At 39.9% G+C, this 17,681-nt stretch carries 13 protein-coding genes and 1 pseudogene; 4 read left to right on the plus strand and 10 right to left on the minus strand.

The genetic code is table 11. From position 1 onward, the window contains the following. Positions 1 to 18: 18 nt before the first annotated feature. Positions 19 to 648, minus strand: coding sequence for a DapH/DapD/GlmU-related protein (locus ACFIL8_RS00075; protein ID WP_375668342.1), 630 nt, complete (start codon positions 646 to 648; stop codon positions 19 to 21). 136 nt (positions 649 to 784) lie between these two features. On the opposite strand from ACFIL8_RS00075, the gene ACFIL8_RS00080 reads away from it, so the two are divergent. The 4 genes from ACFIL8_RS00080 (at position 785) to ACFIL8_RS00095 (ending at position 5,427) form a co-directional block, all read left to right on the plus strand. Next, a complete protein-coding gene (locus tag ACFIL8_RS00080) occupies positions 785 to 1,366 on the plus strand; it encodes an SCO family protein (RefSeq protein ID WP_375628847.1) in 582 nt (193 codons plus the stop codon). 28 nt (positions 1,367 to 1,394) lie between these two features. Continuing rightward, positions 1,395 to 2,264 (plus strand): 50S ribosomal protein L11 methyltransferase, encoded by an 870-nt coding sequence (locus tag ACFIL8_RS00085; protein WP_375668341.1) that lies wholly within the window; start codon positions 1,395 to 1,397, stop codon positions 2,262 to 2,264. 22 nt (positions 2,265 to 2,286) lie between these two features. Continuing rightward, positions 2,287 to 4,113: an aminopeptidase P family protein gene (locus tag ACFIL8_RS00090; protein ID WP_375671893.1), complete on the plus strand. Its 1,827-nt coding sequence runs from the start codon at positions 2,287 to 2,289 to the stop codon at positions 4,111 to 4,113. A gap of 972 nt (positions 4,114 to 5,085) precedes the next feature. Then, entirely contained in the window at positions 5,086 to 5,427 is a 342-nt protein-coding gene (locus tag ACFIL8_RS00095) for a hypothetical protein (protein ID WP_375675614.1), read from the plus strand. A gap of 712 nt (positions 5,428 to 6,139) precedes the next feature. Here ACFIL8_RS00095 and ligA read toward each other — a convergent pair. From ligA to ACFIL8_RS00140, 9 genes and pseudogenes are all read right to left on the minus strand, one after another. Next, positions 6,140 to 8,299, minus strand: coding sequence for an NAD-dependent DNA ligase LigA (gene ligA / locus ACFIL8_RS00100; protein ID WP_375638330.1), 2,160 nt, complete (start codon positions 8,297 to 8,299; stop codon positions 6,140 to 6,142). Between the two features lie 111 nt (positions 8,300 to 8,410). Then, the gene (gene recN, locus ACFIL8_RS00105) at positions 8,411 to 10,072 is read right to left on the minus strand and encodes a DNA repair protein RecN (protein ID WP_375628839.1); all 1,662 of its coding nucleotides are present in this window, start codon (positions 10,070 to 10,072) and stop codon (positions 8,411 to 8,413) included. Positions 10,073 to 10,078: 6 nt separating this feature from the next. After that, positions 10,079 to 10,972, minus strand: a complete 894-nt coding sequence (locus ACFIL8_RS00110; RefSeq protein ID WP_375612003.1) for an outer membrane protein assembly factor BamD — start codon at positions 10,970 to 10,972, stop codon at positions 10,079 to 10,081. Positions 10,973 to 11,130: 158 nt separating this feature from the next. After that, positions 11,131 to 12,015 (minus strand): UDP-3-O-acyl-N-acetylglucosamine deacetylase, encoded by an 885-nt coding sequence (lpxC, locus tag ACFIL8_RS00115; RefSeq protein WP_375628837.1) that lies wholly within the window; start codon positions 12,013 to 12,015, stop codon positions 11,131 to 11,133. A 214-nt stretch (positions 12,016 to 12,229) separates the two neighbouring features. Then, complete coding sequence (gene ftsZ, locus ACFIL8_RS00120) at positions 12,230 to 14,002, minus strand: cell division protein FtsZ (RefSeq protein ID WP_375612001.1); 1,773 nt, start codon at positions 14,000 to 14,002, stop codon at positions 12,230 to 12,232. A gap of 63 nt (positions 14,003 to 14,065) precedes the next feature. Beyond that, a complete protein-coding gene (ftsA, locus tag ACFIL8_RS00125) occupies positions 14,066 to 15,367 on the minus strand; it encodes a cell division protein FtsA (RefSeq protein ID WP_375613372.1) in 1,302 nt (433 codons plus the stop codon). After that, positions 15,364 to 16,275 carry a cell division protein FtsQ/DivIB gene (locus ACFIL8_RS00130; protein ID WP_375618227.1) on the minus strand — a complete coding sequence of 304 codons (912 nt, stop codon included), beginning with the start codon at positions 16,273 to 16,275 and terminating at the stop codon, positions 15,364 to 15,366. Before ACFIL8_RS00130 ends, ftsA begins: the two co-directional genes overlap by 4 nt. Continuing rightward, the gene (locus ACFIL8_RS00135) at positions 16,263 to 17,183 is read right to left on the minus strand and encodes a D-alanine--D-alanine ligase (protein ID WP_375611998.1); all 921 of its coding nucleotides are present in this window, start codon (positions 17,181 to 17,183) and stop codon (positions 16,263 to 16,265) included. The genes ACFIL8_RS00130 and ACFIL8_RS00135 overlap by 13 nt, the downstream gene beginning before the upstream one ends. A 237-nt stretch (positions 17,184 to 17,420) precedes the next feature. Further along, positions 17,421 to 17,681, minus strand: a pseudogene (locus tag ACFIL8_RS00140) (UDP-N-acetylenolpyruvoylglucosamine reductase); the annotation flags it as partial.

Consider the following 17,681-nt stretch of genomic DNA (forward strand, 5'->3'; position numbering starts at 1 on the left):
TTTGTTTTATTCTGACTATCATTTCCATTTGCGAACAAAGGCTTCAATGGGCAAATTTTGCATATCAGGCAATGCGTCGTGAATTTTATTAAGTGGCCAATCCCACCAAGCCATATCTAAAAGGCATTCTATCACATGATTGGGAAAACGCATCCGCAATCGCTTAGCAGGCACCCCAACGACAATCGTATAAGGCATAACATCTTTTGTTATAACAGCGTTCGCGCCAATGATAGCGCCATGACCAATTGTCACCCCAGGCATAATAACCGCACCATGTCCAATCCACACATCATGCCCAATAATAACACGTTTTGCACAACGCCTTTCACGAAAACCACTATCTAATGCCATATAACGAAAATATTCGTTTGGACGATAGGTTATTTTATGCGTTGAAACGCGCTCCATAGGATGCTCCAACGCATTCATCCGTACATGAGATGCAATAGAACAAAAACGCCCAATATCGCTATAAATAGCCTCACTATTACGCTCTAAATAAGAAAAATCTCCAACGGTTACATCCCGTAAAATCACCCGCTCATTAATTTCCACATAGCGCCCTAATTTACAACCATGCAGCCGCGCTGTCGTATGGATACGAGGTTCACTTTCATGAAATCGAAGATCTTTCTCAATATTCATACATCTTTCACCAATGTTTTATCAATAGATATGGAAAGACATACCAATCAAGCCAATAAAATCAACCATGAAACAAACATTGCAAAACAAACCTGCCGATGTTACAATTTCTCGATCTATCTAAGAGAGTCAAACTATGAAAAATGTAATACGCATCTTGGGGCTGACAATCATATTTCTTGCAGGTGTTTTTATTTATGATACGCTGACAAATAAGCCTTTAGGTGATAACTTTACTCTCACTGATTCTAATGGAAAAAATATTACTGAGGCTGATGTTCGAAGCAAGCCTTCAATAATTTTTTTCGGCTTCACTATGTGTCCTGAAAGCTGCCCTACCACACTGATGAATCTTGATCGATGGCTTACAGCCCTTGGGCCTGAAGCTGATAAATTAGGTATATGGTTTGTGACTGTTGATCCTGAACGTGACACACCAAAAGTACTCCATGATTATCTCAGTAATTTTAACAATAAAATTGTTGGCATTAGTGGAGATCCTGATAAAGTTCATAAAATGGTCAATTCTTTCAACATCGTTGCTGAAAAAGTCCCTGAAACAGATGGAAACTATACATATAACCATACAGCAGCAATTTTTTTACTCAAAAAAGGTGGAAAATTAGCTGGCGTTATTCGTTATGACACGAAAGAAAGCGATAGCGAATTAAAAGATGAAATCGCCATTGAACGGTTAAAAAAACTCATCTTAAACTAAAAAAAAGCCGATCAAAAGAAAGAACAGCATGTCGCAACAAATTCGCCTCTATTATACTGCTTCTAAAAATGAAGCAGAACGGTTCTATACCCTTATAGAAACAGCCTTTGACGAAGAAGGTTATCCTCTTGCTCTTACAGAGATAGATGAACAAAATGCTGTATATGAGCTTTCTCTATATGTCGATCAAGACAATCAAGAGAACGCATTAAAACATTTTGCAAGCGTTCTCTCTATAGATTTTGATAAAATTAATATGGAAGTTTTACCCAACATTGATTGGGTACAAAAAAGCCTAGAAGGACTAAAACCTGTGCAAGCCGGTCCTTTTTTCCTTCATGGAAGTCACAACCGAAACGCCATTCCAGCAAATGTTCTCCCTATTGAAATTGAAGCTAATCAAGCTTTTGGCACCGGACATCATGGAACAACAGCCGGTTGTTTAGAAATGATTGCCAAAGTCATGAAACACGAAAATCCCCAAAATGCCCTTGATCTTGGTACTGGGAGCGGTGTACTAGCCATTGGCATAGCAATGCTCAAACCAATTACTGTGCTTGCATCCGATATTGACCCAATTGCTATTCAAGTTGCACAACACAATATCGAATTCAATGGTGTCAATGAATATGTTACAGCTATTACAGCAACAGGTTTTGCCCATGATGCAATTGCATCACGAGCTCCTTTTGATCTCATTGTTGCCAATATCCTTGCTAATCCGCTTATTGAACTTGTGCAAGAAGTGGTAACGGCACTTCAAAAAGGGGGATCACTTATACTCTCTGGAATTCTTGAAGAACAACATGCCCATGTTTTGGAGACTTATATAAAACAAGGACTGAAGCATATCGAAACATACCACCGGCAAGGATGGGTTACGATACACCTGAAATAAAATAAAAGAAAAGGACGTCGTTATGTATCAATCTTTTGAGGCGACAACAAATCCTGCTTATGCAGCAGAACGCATTTCTTGCCTTCGTAAAGAACTCGATCACCTTGGACTCGATGGTTTTCTTGTTCCGCGGTGCGATGAACACCAAGGAGAGTATGTCCCTCCTCATGCTCAACGCCTTAGCTGGTTAACCGGCTTTACTGGATCAGCTGGGATTGCACTGATTTTAAAAAACAAAGCCATCATATTTACAGATGGGCGATATAAGCTCCAAGTTCGCCAACAAACTGATCCTGATATTTTTAATTATGAAGATCTCATAACTTGTCCTCCCTCACAATGGCTTGAAAAAAATGGTCAAAAACTTTCTATTGGCTTTGATCCATGGCTCCACACGATTGCTGCCACCGATGCATTAAAAAACGCATTAGAAATGAAAGCAGGTGGAAAACTTGTAGAAGTTCAACATAATCCCATTGATCTGCTCTGGCATGATCAACCAAAATTACCACAATCTGCCTTATCAATTCACCCTCTCAAATATGCTGGGTGCGATACAGATGAAAAACTCGCTTTGATTTACAAAGATATACAGCAAACTCATGCAAATGCTTTTATTTTTACAGACCCCTCTTCCATTGCATGGACATTCAATATACGGGGCAATGATGTTTCCAACACGCCTTTTTCCCTTTGTTTTGCTCTCATTCCACTTAACAAAACACCAGCTTTATTCATTGACAGCAAAAAACTTGGTGTAGAACAGAAACAATATCTAGAACGTTATGCAAAATTATATGAACCAGAACAGCTTATTCCCAAGATCAAAGAGTATGTTCAAAAAGGGACAGTGTTTGCCTTAGATCCACAGCTAACATGCGAAAAATTACGAACTGTTATTGAAGAAAAAAATAGCTTTTTTATCACACTTACCGATCCTGCTGCTCTACCACGTGCCATTAAAAATGACACAGAACTCAATGGCGCACGCAAAGCGCATCTACGCGATGGTGTTGCCCTAACCCGTTTTTTTTCTTGGTTAGATAAACAAATACCAGGGTCAATAAGTGAAATTTCTGCTGCTCAAAAATTAGAAGAATTTCGCATAAATACAGCAAAAGAAATGGGAGAAAAACTTGAAGATCTTTCTTTTGATACAATCTCCGCAACAGGAGAAAATGGTGCCATTATTCATTATCGTGTAACAACGCAAACAAATAAACAACTCAAAGCCGGTGAACTTTACCTCGTTGATTCAGGTGGACAATATCGTGATGGCACGACTGATGTCACACGTACAGTAGCAATTGGGAATATTGGAGAAGAAGAAAAACGCTGTTTCACTCTTGTTCTCAAGGGCATGATTACTCTTTCAACTGCTTGCTTTCCCAAAAGAACCCGTGGACAAGACCTTGATGCTCTTGCACGCATTGCATTGTGGAAAGCTGGTTTTGATTATGCCCATGGCACCGGTCATGGTGTTGGATCTTATCTTTCTGTCCATGAAGGACCGCAAAATATTTCTCGTAAAGGGTGCCAAGAACTCATCTCCGGTATGATTCTTTCAAACGAGCCAGGCTATTACCGCGAAGGCGCTTTTGGTATCCGTCTTGAAAATTTGATGATTGTGAAGCCAGCACAAAAAATTGATGGTGGAGATATAGAAATGCTCTCGTTCGAAACACTTACACATTGCCCCATTGATCGACGGTTAATCCTTCCAGAGCTTTTGACACAAGAAGAACGACAATGGCTCAATGATTACCATGCGCGCGTTTATCAGATGAATGCACCTTACTTAAATGAAGAAGATAAAAAATGGGCAAAAGAAGCAACAATGCCCCTTTAAATGAAGCAACCTATAACTTTTACCCTTTCTACAAAACACTACACCCTTCTCTTTTAAAGAGAGAAGTGCGAATTTACCATCAGCAAACACAAAAAATATTTCTACAAGATACTTCAAGTTTTTTGCTGGTACGGTAAACGCTAACCTCGGTGAAGCAAGATGAGATACACCTATACGCGGTAATACTTATCTTGGCGATCTCCATCTAGACACTCTCATATCCCTAGTTTCTTTATATGGAAACTTTCGTTATATTTTGTAACCCTCCGCATCGTATTTCTAAAACACCTATTATAACCAGCTTATTACGCTGTTTGGATTCAAAAATTCTGCATATTTATTCGAATAAATTTTACCTTTTTGTTTGCTTCACAATGATAATTTATATTATTTTAATTCTTGAATCATTTACAATAGCTGTAATTCATTATAATACATATTGCTACAATGAAATAGAATCTGCCATGAAATAAAATTAAGTATTTAGAATTAAAAGAAGGAGCATGATGATAACATCAGCGTTAAGATTTTTTATTTATTTGCATAGTTAACAATACAATATTATTTTCTAGACTATTACTTACTGTTGAAAAAACGTTATCCACAATATAGATAGTTTCCAACTGCACAGTATAAAAACAACATATATGGAGGCATGTGTTTTTACCTGAATGTGTTATTCAGCTAAAAATTAACGACAATAACAGAGGATATAAAAACTAGATAACACAAAAACAGTCACGTAAATAAAGAAGATTCAAACTCTCTACAGAGTTTTACAAATGCTCTGAAAAATACACAATAAAACGTGTGTCTTATAGCTTGTTAGTTAACAAAATCTTAAGCACAGATCTTAGTAATCTATATCCTTTCCTTATCCAGTATTTTAGAAATAAAGTGACTATCTTAATGCGTATAATTTTATTTTATTCCGTAATATTATTATTTGGATACTATATTGGGCCTTCTGTATTGAAGGAAATTACTAAATTTAAGCGAGTTCCTATTGCTTTATTTTCTGAAAATCAAGTCATTACTCAAAATCAGTACGATAAATTATACGAAGAGTACGTAAAGACACAATATCCTGATAATATATACGAAGAGCGCCTAGAAATTGCAAAAAAATATCTGGATAATAAGAGTTATGGTGTATATCATGTTCTAAGCCCTGGGATGATAGTACTAATTCCTGAAAATATAAATCTTATCCATGCGAAAGTTGTTTGGTGTGCATGCCTTGTGGACTTATTACAGGGAGAGTACAATAAAAAATTTCCAGCATTATCCCTACCTACCTACCTACATACATAAGCTACATTCTCAATATAATTGGAAAGAAAACGATTTCATTTGGGCAAAAAATTTAGTCATGAACTCGACAGATCCAATGTTTAGATACGCACGAATGGTATTTAATTCTGAAATATTCTCAATCCAAATACTAGCTCTAATAAACGAAATTTCCTATGCTGAGAAATTTGAGAGAGATGAAGGAAGTCAGGAAAAAAATTATGCTGCTAGACGCATTAGCGAATATCCGAAATTTTGTAATGAAATTGGACAAGTGTACCATCTAATAATGCCTGATAAGTATAGGTACCAGTAATCTTTTATAAATTCAACATAATAAACAACTCGCATTTATATCCCTTATTCATTTATAGCGGAATGTTTTATTATATTTTGTAATCTTCCGCGTTACATTTCTATTACGTCATTATAATCGGTTTATTACGGCATTTTGGATTAAACTCTACATATTTGTTCAAAAATTTTACCTTTCTTCACAGTAATAATTTATATCTTTTACTAATAATAACCTTGCATATTCTTCATCATAATAGTTTAAGTTTAATATTTAAGCTCAGCGTTAATCATTTTTAATAACTTAATAAATATCAAAATATATTGGCATTCTATGTTTACAAAAAATAGCCCCTTTATCTCCTTTTTGATTCCAGCTCCCCCAAATGTAAGAGAGATAACCACACAAACAGCATACGCATCTTCTAGAAAACATCCTCTAAACATTATGTTTCTCAATCAGCTGTAGCCAAGCCTCTTCATCGATAACCTCAACACCTAATTCTTCAGCTTTAGCCAATTTGGAGCCCGCTCCAGGTCCTGCAACAAGAAGATCTGTTTTTTTAGAAAGTGAACCAGATGTTTTAGCCCCTAATCGCTCTGCCAATGCTTTTGCTTCATCGCGTGACATATGCGCCAAAGTTCCTGTAAAAACAATGATCTTCTCCGCTATTGGTGAAGAATCTGCTATGATAGGCTCCTCATCAAGAGGAGTTACTTCTTCAAGCAAAACAGATAAAATCTCACGGTTATGCGCTTCTCTATAAAAATCAACAATTGCGCCCCCTACCTGTGGTCCAATTCCTTCAATATTGGTAAGTTCCATCCAAGCCTCATTTCCTTCTTCATTTTCCTTATCACATGGCATAAATGCTTCCATAGCCGCAGTTTCAAAAGCTGTATAATTTTTATAAGCACGTGCAAGGCGGCGTGCATTCACTTCGCCAACATGACGAATCCCCAATGCAAACAAAAAACGGCTCAAAGGAATTTCTCGGCGCGCATTAATAGCATCATACAGTTTCCGAACTGAAACAATACCAAAACCTTCCATATTTTCCAAACGTATCAAAGACTTTTCTTGGCGCCGTTGTAAAGTAAAAATATCGGCTGGTGTATGAATACAAAGCGCCTCATCTTGAGCATAGAAAAAAAACTCTACCTGTTTTTTACCCAAGCCTTCAATATCAAAAGCATTGCGTGAAACAAAATGACGAATACGTTCAATTGCTTGTGCAGGACAAATAAGCCCCCCTGTACAGCGACGCACGGCTTCTCCCACTTCACGAACAGCATGACTCCCACAAGCTGGACACAAATGAGGAAAAATAAAAACAGCAGCATCTTTCGGGCGTTTTTCAATGATAACATCAATAACTTGAGGGATCACATCACCAGCACGTTGTACAATCACGCTATCACCTACACGGATATCACGTCCTTCACGAATGGGCTCTCCTTTATGACCAATTCCCTTAATATAATCCTCATTATGCAAACTAGCATTGGTCACCACCACTCCACCAACAGTAATAGGCGTAAGACGTGCAACAGGTGTCAAAGCTCCCGTGCGACCAACTTGAATGTCAATATCTTCCAAAAGCGCTATCGCTTTTTCTGCTGGAAATTTATGGGCGATAGCCCAACGCGGCGAACGAGAAACAAACCCCAAGCGCTTTTGGAGCATCAAATCATTAACCTTATAAACAATGCCATCAATATCATAGCTTAAAGAATGACGGCATTCTTCGATATCGTGATAATAGCAAATAATATCTTCTACTGTCTTAAAGACTTTTGTTAATGGATTGATAACAAAGCCATACTCTTTTAGCTTTTTCATCATCTCCATTTGACTTTCTGCCAATATTTCACTCACCTCACCACAAGCATAAGCAAAAAATTGAAGTTTTCTGCTAGCGGTTATCCGTGAATCAAGCTGACGGAGAGAACCAGCCGCCGCATTTCGAGGATTGGCAAAGGTTAACTTGCCCTTCTCTTGTTGGCTGATATTTAGTGCTTGGAAATCTTCCCGCCCCATATAAACTTCACCACGCACCTCAATGATATCAGGAAAATCACCTTGCAAAACTTGTGGAATATCAGCAATTGTTCGGGCATTTGCCGTCACATTTTCACCGACAGTTCCATCCCCACGCGTTGCCGCACGCACAAGCTGCCCCTTTTCGTAGCGCAAAGACAAAGATAAACCATCAATTTTTGGCTCCGCTGTTATTTCCAACACTTGTGTTTCTGGAAGCCGTAAAAAACGACGAATACGCTCAACAAATTCAGTAACATCTTCAGAGCTAAACGCATTATCAAGTGAAAGCATAGGCTGTGCATGAACAGATTTTTCAAATTTTTCAGAAATTGGTGCTCCAATTTTATGTGAAGGAGAATCAATACGTATAAGCTCTGGAAAAAGAGCTTCAATTTCTGCATTACGACGACGTAAAGCATCATATTCTGCATCAGAAATTTCAGGCTGATCATCACGATTATAAAGCACATCATGACGTGCAATCTCTTTTGCCAACCACTCTAATTCACGTTCTGCTTCAACAGCTGTGAGATTTTTATATGCATCTTTGTTCATAAAATCTATTCCAAATTACAAGCGCTGCCACAAGGGCCTCTCACGCCTCCTCATCAAGTGAATCTCAATAAATATAAGCTTTCTAGTATTTTTATCGCTGACTAATTACCTTTATGCGAGAAGCTTTTGAGCCGCTGCACGCGCTTCTTCAGTAATCTGTTCTCCAGCCAACATACGGGCAATTTCTTCTGCACGCTCATGTTCTTTCATTTTATGAATCGCAGTAACAAAGCGTCCTTTATCATGACTCTCAATTTTTGAAATAAGAAAATGACCATGCGCTTTCGATGCAACCTGTGGAGCATGCGTAATAGCGAAAACTTGGACATGTTCTGATAAGCGTTGCAACCGTTGCCCAATAGCCGCTGCAACAGCCCCCCCAACGCCTGTATCAATTTCATCAAAAATCAGCGTCGGTGCTGATCCTCGATCAGATAAAACAACTTTTAATGCCAGCAAAAAACGAGATAATTCACCGCCAGAAGCCACACTAAGCATCGGCCCAGCACGTGTTCCAGGATTTGTCCGCACCCAATATTCAATACGATCACATCCCTCTGCACTCCGCTTTTCCATATCACTTTGCATTTCAACAATAAATTCAGCCCTCTCTAACTTCAATGCCGGCAACTCAGCCATAACACTTTCAGATAAATGCCTTGCTGTCTCCCGACGCTTTATTGTTAAGGCTTGCGCCAATGTATCATAATTTTTCTTTGCCTGCTCTGCCTCATCTTCAAAACGTGTCAATATGGTCTGAGCCTCTTCAAAATCAGCCAGTTCAGCATCCATTTTATCGCGTAACTGAACCAATTCATCCGCAGAAACTTGATATTTACGAGCAAAACCCCGAAGAGCAAAAAGACGTTCTTCTATCCGTTCCAATTCATCAGGTTCAAAGTCCAATGCTCGTATTGCCACCTCAATACCTTCTTGTGCTGTTGCAAGTGCATGCAATGCCTCATCAATAGATTTCACCACTGGTGCAATAAGTTCTTGCGCCTCAGGAATTTTCCGCTCCAAACGCCTCACCAAATTGGAAAGCACTGGGATTGGTGATTTTTGACCCGTTAAAAGATCATCCGCTTCTTTTATATCCGTTGCTATTTTTTCTAATTTAAGCATATCTGCACGGCGAAGAGAAAGAGCATCTTCTTCACCAACTTGAAAATCAAGCTTTTCAAGCTCTTCTACACACGCACGAAGATAATCAACCTCACGTACAGCGCTCTCTACTTTAAGACGCTGCTGTTGCAAACGCTCCTCACATTCACGCCATGTGTGATAACACTGACGCAAATTTTCCACTTCATCTTCAAGACCACCAAAGGCATCTAATAATTGGCGATGTGTAGCAACATCAACAAGCGCACGATCATCATGTTGTCCATGGATTTCAACCAGCAAACGGCCAACACTCCGCATCAATGCAACACTAGACACCTGATCATTGATAAAAACACGGCTACGTCCATCACTTGATTGCACACGTCGTAAAATAATATCACCCTCATCATCAAGACCATTCTCACGAATAAGTTGACGTGCAGGATGTGAAACAGACACATCAAAAACAGCTGTGACCTGCCCGCGGTCAGCCCCATGACGCACAAGCGAAGCATCACCCCGCCCCCCTAGAGCAAGTGATAAAGCATCAAGGAGAATAGACTTCCCCGCACCCGTTTCTCCAGTTAAAACCGTCAACCCCGCTGTAAAATGAATATCGAGCGTTTCGATCAAAACAATATTATGAATCGAAAGCTGTACCAACATAGAGAATCAACGTACCCTCTTCTTGTCACCACCTAAAGCATTTGAGATCCAAGAAGATTTATGCTCACGTGGTGATATTTTATTCTTCTGCAAGAGATTATAAGAAAATTTATACCACTCACTTTTGGGATAATTACGTCCTAAAATAGCTGCTGCCGTCTGTGCTTCCGCCGTTAAGCCGAGAGCAAGATTAACCTCAGTCAAGCGGAAAAGTGCTTCTTCAATTTGATTTGTATCAGAATACTCTTCAACTACGGTACGAAACCGTCTACTTGCCGCAAGATAGCGCCGCCCCTCTTCATAATAACGGCCAATCTGCATTTCTTTACCAGCCAGCTGTTCGCGACCAAAACGGATTTTATCCTTAGCATCCTTGACATACTCAGAATTAGGATAACGCTCTATAAGAAGCTGCATAGCAGCAATAGCACGTTTCGTATCACGTTGATCACGTGTAACATCAGGAATCCGACGGAAAGAAGAAAGACCAATAATATAGTATGCATAAGCCGAGTCAGTCGACCCTGGATAAAGAGTAATATAGCGTTGAGCCATACTAATTGAATCATCATACTTTCCGAGTCGATAATTAGTAAAAGCACCCATGACCAAAGATTTACGTCCCCAGTCTGTATAAGCGTACTGTTTTTCAATCTTCAAAAACTTCTTCGATGCATCCCCAAGCCGCCCACTTTCAAGGCTAGCAAGCGCCTGATTATAGAGAACATCTGGTGGCTCTATTTTCAAAACATAAGCAGATGGATCAAGGGTATTTTTCTCTTTAAAGAGGCATCCCGCTAACATACAGGTGCTTCCCAAAAGCACCACCCCCAATATCTTGCGTACAATGTTAGATTTTCTATATGTCATATTTCCAATGCACACATGAGATTTTTTCATAGTTTTTCCGGCCTCCACAGAATATCACCTTGTAGCAAAAACAATTTATCAAAGGTTTTATACCATATCACTTTAAAATCCACATAACCAATTTAGCAGTTTAGGTCAATCATCCCCTTAAAAATCAAATAAACGATAAAAAAATCTTGCCAATTTTTTTACTTTTTCTCTAAAAAGCTTTTTTCATAATATGATTCGTCTGCCAAAACAGCCTTCACCAATTGCGCATTAATTCTATGCCCACTACAATAAGAACGAAATAATCCAATAAAAGGTGCCCCAAGCAAAGCAGTATCACCAATCGCATCAAGCATCTTGTGCCGAACACATTCATTCTCCCAATAAGGACCATCGGGATTTAAAATTTTATCATTAAGGTCGATAACAAGAGAATTTTCCAAAGAAGCGCCTCTCGCCTTTCCAGAAAGCCTTAATTCTTCCACGTCTTTGATAAAACCAAAAGTGCGCGCACGTGACAAATCATCCCTAAACCCTCGTGTGGTAAGATCAAAACTGAAATGTTGCTTACCAATAACAGAAGAAGGAAAAGAGATCGTTATATCAAAACGACGTCCATCGAATGGCAAAAGCTCTGCAACACCATGAGCTCCTTCAACCCGCACCGGCTTTTTTATAATGAAATAAGAACGCAACGCATTTTGCTGTACAATACCAACATCTTCAAAAGCTTGGCAATATAGCCACGCTGAACCATCCAAAATAGGAATCTCATTATGTGACACTTCAATAACAAGATTATCCAAATTATAAGCAGCAATTGCCGCCATCAAATGTTCAATTGTTTCAACCCTTACATCTCCATCTCCAAGTACTGTTGATAATTCAGTTTCTCCTGTTTGCGATGCATGGGCTTGAAATATTTTCTCTGTTCCGTCTAATCCACAACGCTTAAAAACAATACCACACCCAACATCCGCTGGACAAACCTTTACCACTGACAAACAGCCACTATGAACGCCAATCCCCTTAAATGTTACTGCTTTTTTAAGAGTAGACTGATATTTTGGTACTAAATTCATCATATCATTTTATTAAATTGCTTGTACATCTTTTAACAAAATTTATAAAACTATAAAAAATATTCATAGTAAATAATACAAAAAAACCGCTTATTGTAAGCGGTTTTTTTAAAACAAAGTATTTTATCCAAAATACAGTAATATATTTTACTGTATAATTTTTGTCTGATCATTAAAGAAATAATAAAATTTCTTACTTTACCTCATTTTTCATCAATTAATTTGCCTGACGACGTAAAAATGCTGGTATTTCCAACTGATCTTCTTCACTTATAAAAGTACGCTGATCTTGTGGTACCTGAGGATGCAGCTCACCAGAACGACGTGGAACATAAACAGAAGCATCTTGAGAAAGCGCCTGAGAGTTTTTATTGTAAACATGAGAATCTTTCTGCTGAGACGATCTAACAGCAGGCTCCAGCCTCGCTTCTGGCTCAGCTTCTTCACGATGTGTCAAGCTCTGTTTCAAACGCTGCCAAAGATTACGAGGACCCTGATCCGTCACAAATGTTCTTTGGCTTTGTCCATGAGCAACAGGAGGAAAATCCTTTAACTCAGGCATACGCATTGGAGCGCGCGCTTGCATTTGTTGCATTTGTTTTGGTTGCACTGGCTTTTCTTTTTGCTTCACAAGCCCTGTCATCTCATCAAGAACATGCGCTGTTGCCTCCATACTCACAGGAGCCGTCATCGCCTGTTGAGAACCACGGCTTACTTGCATACGAGGCACATTTGATCTCTGTTCCTGAACAGCATTTGAACCATACGCAACAGCATTCGTGGCACTTCGTGTCGTCATTGCTTCTGCAGGTTGTGCAAAAATTTGACTTTTGGGACGGAACTGTTCTCCGGTTGATTTACCCTTCTCTATTTCAAGTGATTCGATCACTTCTACCATTGACTCAGAACGCAGAGGCGATGATTGAACATGAAAAGAACTATGTGACGTTCCAGGATCGCTCTTGCGTATTGAAGAAGCAGGCCTTTGAATCTGAGGATGAGAGGACTGAACCACATCACTAACTTCACGATCAATACCGGTGGCAACCACAGAAACACGAATAACACCTTCCAATGACTCATCATCAATAGCGCCAAAGATCACATTCGCATCAGCATCTACTTCTTCACGAATACGATTAGCAGCTTCATCAACCTCAAAGAGAGTCATATCACGACCACCCGTAATAGAAATCAATAAACCACGCGCCCCACGCATAGAGGTATCATCCAACAATGGATTTGCAATAGCAGCTTCAGCCGCAGCCAAAGCACGCCCATCACCAGATGCCTCACCCGTTCCCATCATAGCTCGACCCATTTCGTGCATAACAGAACGAACATCAGCAAAATCAAGGTTAATCAAACCCTCTTTAATCATCAAATCCGTAATGGAAGCAACACCAGAATAAAGCACTTGGTCAGCCATAGCAAAAGCATCAGCAAACGTTGTCTTATCATTTGCAATACGGAAAAGATTTTGATTGGGAATAACAATCAATGTATCGACAGACTTTTGTAATTCTTCAATACCAGCCTCTGCCGTTTTCATACGACGTGCGCCTTCAAACTGAAACGGCTTTGTCACAACACCAACAGTCAAAATACCTTTTTCACGCGCTGCGCGAGCAACAACGGGAGCAGCCCCTGTTCCAGTTCCTCCCCCCATACCAGCAGTAATGAAAACCATATGAGAGTCTGCAAGATGATCAATAATTTCATCAATACATTCCTCCGCCGCCGCTTGTCCAACTTCAGGCAAAGCCCCAGCACCCAAACCTTCTGTCACAGCTGCCCCAAGTTGGATAACACGTTCAGCCTTTGACATAGCCAAAGCCTGTGCATCCGTATTTGCAACAACAAAGTCAACTCCCTGAAGACCAGCATTTATCATATTATTCACGGCATTCCCGCCACCACCTCCAACACCAAAAACGGTAATGCGTGGCTTCAATTCCGCGATATCTGGCCGATGCAGATTAATCGTCATTTTCTTTTCCTTCTCATAAGACACCGCAAGCCAAAGCGATGAAATTTATCCAACTAGACTTAACTAAAAACTCTCACGCAACCACTGACCAACACGCTGAAAATATCCACGCGTGCCCATCGATAAATGATTTCCTGCCGCCTGCATTGTTTTTTCTTCAAAACCCACCAATTGCGGATAAATTAACAACCCAACAGCAGATGTAAACGCCGCCCCTTTTGCAAGAGAAGGAAGCCTCGAAATACCTAAAGGCCGCCCGATACGAACATTTCTTCCTAATATAGTACGTGCCATTTCTGGCAATCCTGTTAACTGGCTTGCTCCCCCAGTCAAAATAACACGTTTACCAATGATGTGACCAAAACCAGAACGATTTAAACAATCACGGACCATTTCTAAAATTTCTTCAACACGCGCACGAATGATACGCCCAAGAACCGCGCGAGGATATTGAGTTTCACGCTGTTCACTCCCAATTTCTGCTACATTAATCATTTGCCGCTCATCAGCACTTGTTAAAAGTGCTGAACCATAAACAACTTTTAAACGTTCCGCCTCTGTTAAAGACATAGAAAATCCGCGCGCAACATCAAGAGTGACATGATGCCCCCCAACAGCAAGAGCATCTGCATGAATAAATTTCCCCTCAAAAAACACTGAAAATGTTGTTGTTCCACCACCAAAATCAATACATGCAGCCCCTAAACGCGCCTCATCATTCATCAAGACAGCAAGACCACTTGCAAAGGGAGTAGCAACCATTGCTTCAACACTCAAATGTGCACGATTAATACAAGTTTCCAAATTACGCAAAGAGGCTGTTTCTGCTGTTACCACATGCACGTCGACACCAAATGTTTCCCCTGCCATGCCAATAGGATCAAAAATTCCTTTATCTCCATCCAATACATAAGAAACTGGAACTGAGTGCATAACATGACGTTCAGCATCAAAGGCTTTACGCGAAACATCTGAAAAGGCCATACGCATATCACGCTTGGTGACTTCACGACCATTCAAATGAACCTTTCCATTAATCAAAGCACTTTGTAATCGACTTGAGGAAAAATTCACAATCACTGAATCCACCACCAAACCCGCCATTTTTTCTGCCGCATCAACAGCCAATCTTATTGATTGTTCTGCTGCAAACATATCCATAACAACACCGGATTTAATACCACGTGAACGCTGCACTCCAAAGCCTAGAATTTCCGTAGAATGTGTACGACCATGTAAATAGTGTGCATGCTTCAAAGGACGCAAACAAGCAATAAGACAAACAATCTTACTTGAACCGACATCAAGTACCGTTAAAAAACGTGTTTTACGCCCCTTCAAATGATGTGATCTGAGTAGCATCATAGGCTTCCTGCCTTTCGCGCTTTTAAAATACGTTCTTCTTCTGCTACAGTAGTATGATAACGCTCCAACGTTTCATCTGATAAAGAAACAGTAATTCGATCAGCAAGACGTAAATCAACACTGAGAATATCGCGAGATAAAAGATCTTGCATTGTACCGGACGAAAAAAGAGAAGAAAGCCTTTCAAGAGCACCATTTTCAGGCAACATAACGCGCATTCCATTATTCAAAACAAGATCCCAACGTCGATCACCTACCCGCACAAAAGCACGAATACGATCATATACTTCCGGATAGACTGACAGCGCTTGAATAAACACTTTAGCAGCATTTTGTGCACCCTGCCCAACCACAAGAGGTAAATCCCGAACAATTTCTCCTTTAAAAGGCACAATGACACGACCTGTATTATCAACAATATCCATTATGCCATCATGTTGCCAAATGGCATAGGGTTCACGCTCCACGATGGAAATGCGCATTCTATTGGGATAAATTTTCTGAACATTAGCCGATTGCACCCAAGCCTGTTTTTCCAACAGAGAACGCGCTCTTTCAACATCAAAAGTGAATATAGAAGGCGCAACATCAAGTTTTAAAATTTTAAAAATATCCTGCTTTGCCAAGCGCTTATTACCGCTTATATCGACATGAGTGACCACAAAACTACTATCCAATATGATCGTATTTACGATCACAGCCATCTGACCACTTGATGAAAGTCCATAAAAAGCCGTAACAAAGAAAAACCACACAACAGCAAAAGAGCCAAAATGGCGTGGAATATGAATATTGACAAAAACAAACTCAAACATAAACCGAAGAAAACGACGATAAAGACGTGGCAAAGCCGGCACTGAAAGCACCTCCATCGGAACATTTGTTTTATTAACATTCAACGCATACATGATGCGTCCTCCACCATCCATTGAACAATATCGCCGTAAGTACGGCCGCTCGCTTTTGCAATATCAGGAAGAAGAGACGTCGAGGTCATACCTGGTTGCGTATTAATTTCAAGCCAAACCAATTCTCCCGTTTTTTCATCAAAACGAAAATCAGAACGGCTAACACCTCGACACCCTATCGCCTGATGGGCTGCTAAAGACATTCTTTGCACACTTTGGTAAATATTTAGTGAAAGTTGTGCAGGACAAATATGAAGAGAACCACCCGTTTTATATTTTGAGTCATAATCGTAGAATGGAAAGTGTTTATCGGGAAGAATTTCACACACATCCAGCACTTCGTTCCCCAAAACAGCACAAGTCAATTCACGACCAGGAATATATTTTTCAATCATCACCTCATCGGCATACCCCCACTCAGCTCCCCCAATATTATGCGGCGGTGCAGCTTCATTTCCTTGAACAATGACAACACCAAAACTTGATCCTTCACACACAGGTTTAATTACATAAGGAGGCTCCATGGGATGCGTTCGGCCCAAAGCAAAGCGGCTCATGATACGAGAAGGAGCAACACAAACCCCAACATTTGCAACGATAATTTTTGCACGTCCCTTATCCATTGCCAAAGCAGATGCCATCACGCCAGAATGAGTATAAGGAATTTTTAAATATTCAAGAATCCCCTGAATCCGGCCATCTTCACCAAATGGACCATGCAATGCATTGAAGGCAATATCGGGCTGCAACTGTTCAAGAACAGAAGCAATATGAGCATCAACATCCACGCGGCTCACGCGATACCCCTGCACCTCTAAAACATCAGCACACGCCGCCCCTGAAGATAAACTTATAGACCGTTCAGAAGAAAAACCTCCCATTAACACAGCTATATGTTTATCTTTCATAATAAATCACCCTCTTTCGCATACTATATGTAGTCTATATAGAATACATCAGCACTACATACAGGAAAAACAAAGTTTATCCTTGCGAATCAATAACCTAGCATTTTGCATAATGAATCAGACTCAAAAGCCTGATGCAAGAGATTCTTTGTTAATTTATTGATTCTTAATAGAAATTTTTTATTATCTCTTTGAAATGACTCAATTTTTTATTTTCACTTTTTAGTGAACAATAAATCAATGAAATGGATCAAAAGGAGAAACACTTCGACCACGCTCAAATTGACCAATACGCTCTATTTCCCATTGTAAAAGGTGGGCTGAATTTGCAAAAACACGCGCACGCACTGTTTCTCCCAATGCTTCAAGATCATATCCTGTTGCTTGCCCTGTATTAATCATAAAATTACAGTGCATTTCACTCATTTGAGCGCCACCAATCTGTAAACCACGACACCCTGCTTCATCAATCACGCGCCACGCGGATGTATTCTCAGG

The organism is Bartonella sp. AP57NXGY (assembly GCF_042195805.1).
Classification (GTDB): Bacteria; Pseudomonadota; Alphaproteobacteria; order Rhizobiales; family Rhizobiaceae; genus Bartonella.

Excerpts from the sequence above, each read along its gene's own strand:
- ACFIL8_RS00075 (WP_375668342.1), bottom strand. The coding sequence starts at position 648 with ATGAATATTGAGAAAGATCTTCGATTTCATGAAAGTGAACCTCGTATC.
- ACFIL8_RS00080 (WP_375628847.1), top strand. The coding sequence starts at position 785 with ATGAAAAATGTAATACGCATCTTGGGGCTGACAATCATATTTCTTGCA.
- ACFIL8_RS00085 (WP_375668341.1), top strand. The coding sequence starts at position 1,395 with ATGTCGCAACAAATTCGCCTCTATTATACTGCTTCTAAAAATGAAGCA.
- ACFIL8_RS00090 (WP_375671893.1), top strand. The coding sequence starts at position 2,287 with ATGTATCAATCTTTTGAGGCGACAACAAATCCTGCTTATGCAGCAGAA.
- ligA (WP_375638330.1), bottom strand. The coding sequence starts at position 8,299 with ATGAACAAAGATGCATATAAAAATCTCACAGCTGTTGAAGCAGAACGT.
- recN (WP_375628839.1), bottom strand. The coding sequence starts at position 10,072 with ATGTTGGTACAGCTTTCGATTCATAATATTGTTTTGATCGAAACGCTC.
- ACFIL8_RS00110 (WP_375612003.1), bottom strand. The coding sequence starts at position 10,972 with ATGAAAAAATCTCATGTGTGCATTGGAAATATGACATATAGAAAATCT.
- lpxC (WP_375628837.1), bottom strand. The coding sequence starts at position 12,015 with ATGATGAATTTAGTACCAAAATATCAGTCTACTCTTAAAAAAGCAGTA.
- ftsZ (WP_375612001.1), bottom strand. The coding sequence starts at position 14,002 with ATGACGATTAATCTGCATCGGCCAGATATCGCGGAATTGAAGCCACGC.
- ftsA (WP_375613372.1), bottom strand. The coding sequence starts at position 15,367 with ATGATGCTACTCAGATCACATCATTTGAAGGGGCGTAAAACACGTTTT.
- ACFIL8_RS00130 (WP_375618227.1), bottom strand. The coding sequence starts at position 16,275 with ATGTATGCGTTGAATGTTAATAAAACAAATGTTCCGATGGAGGTGCTT.
- ACFIL8_RS00135 (WP_375611998.1), bottom strand. The coding sequence starts at position 17,183 with ATGAAAGATAAACATATAGCTGTGTTAATGGGAGGTTTTTCTTCTGAA.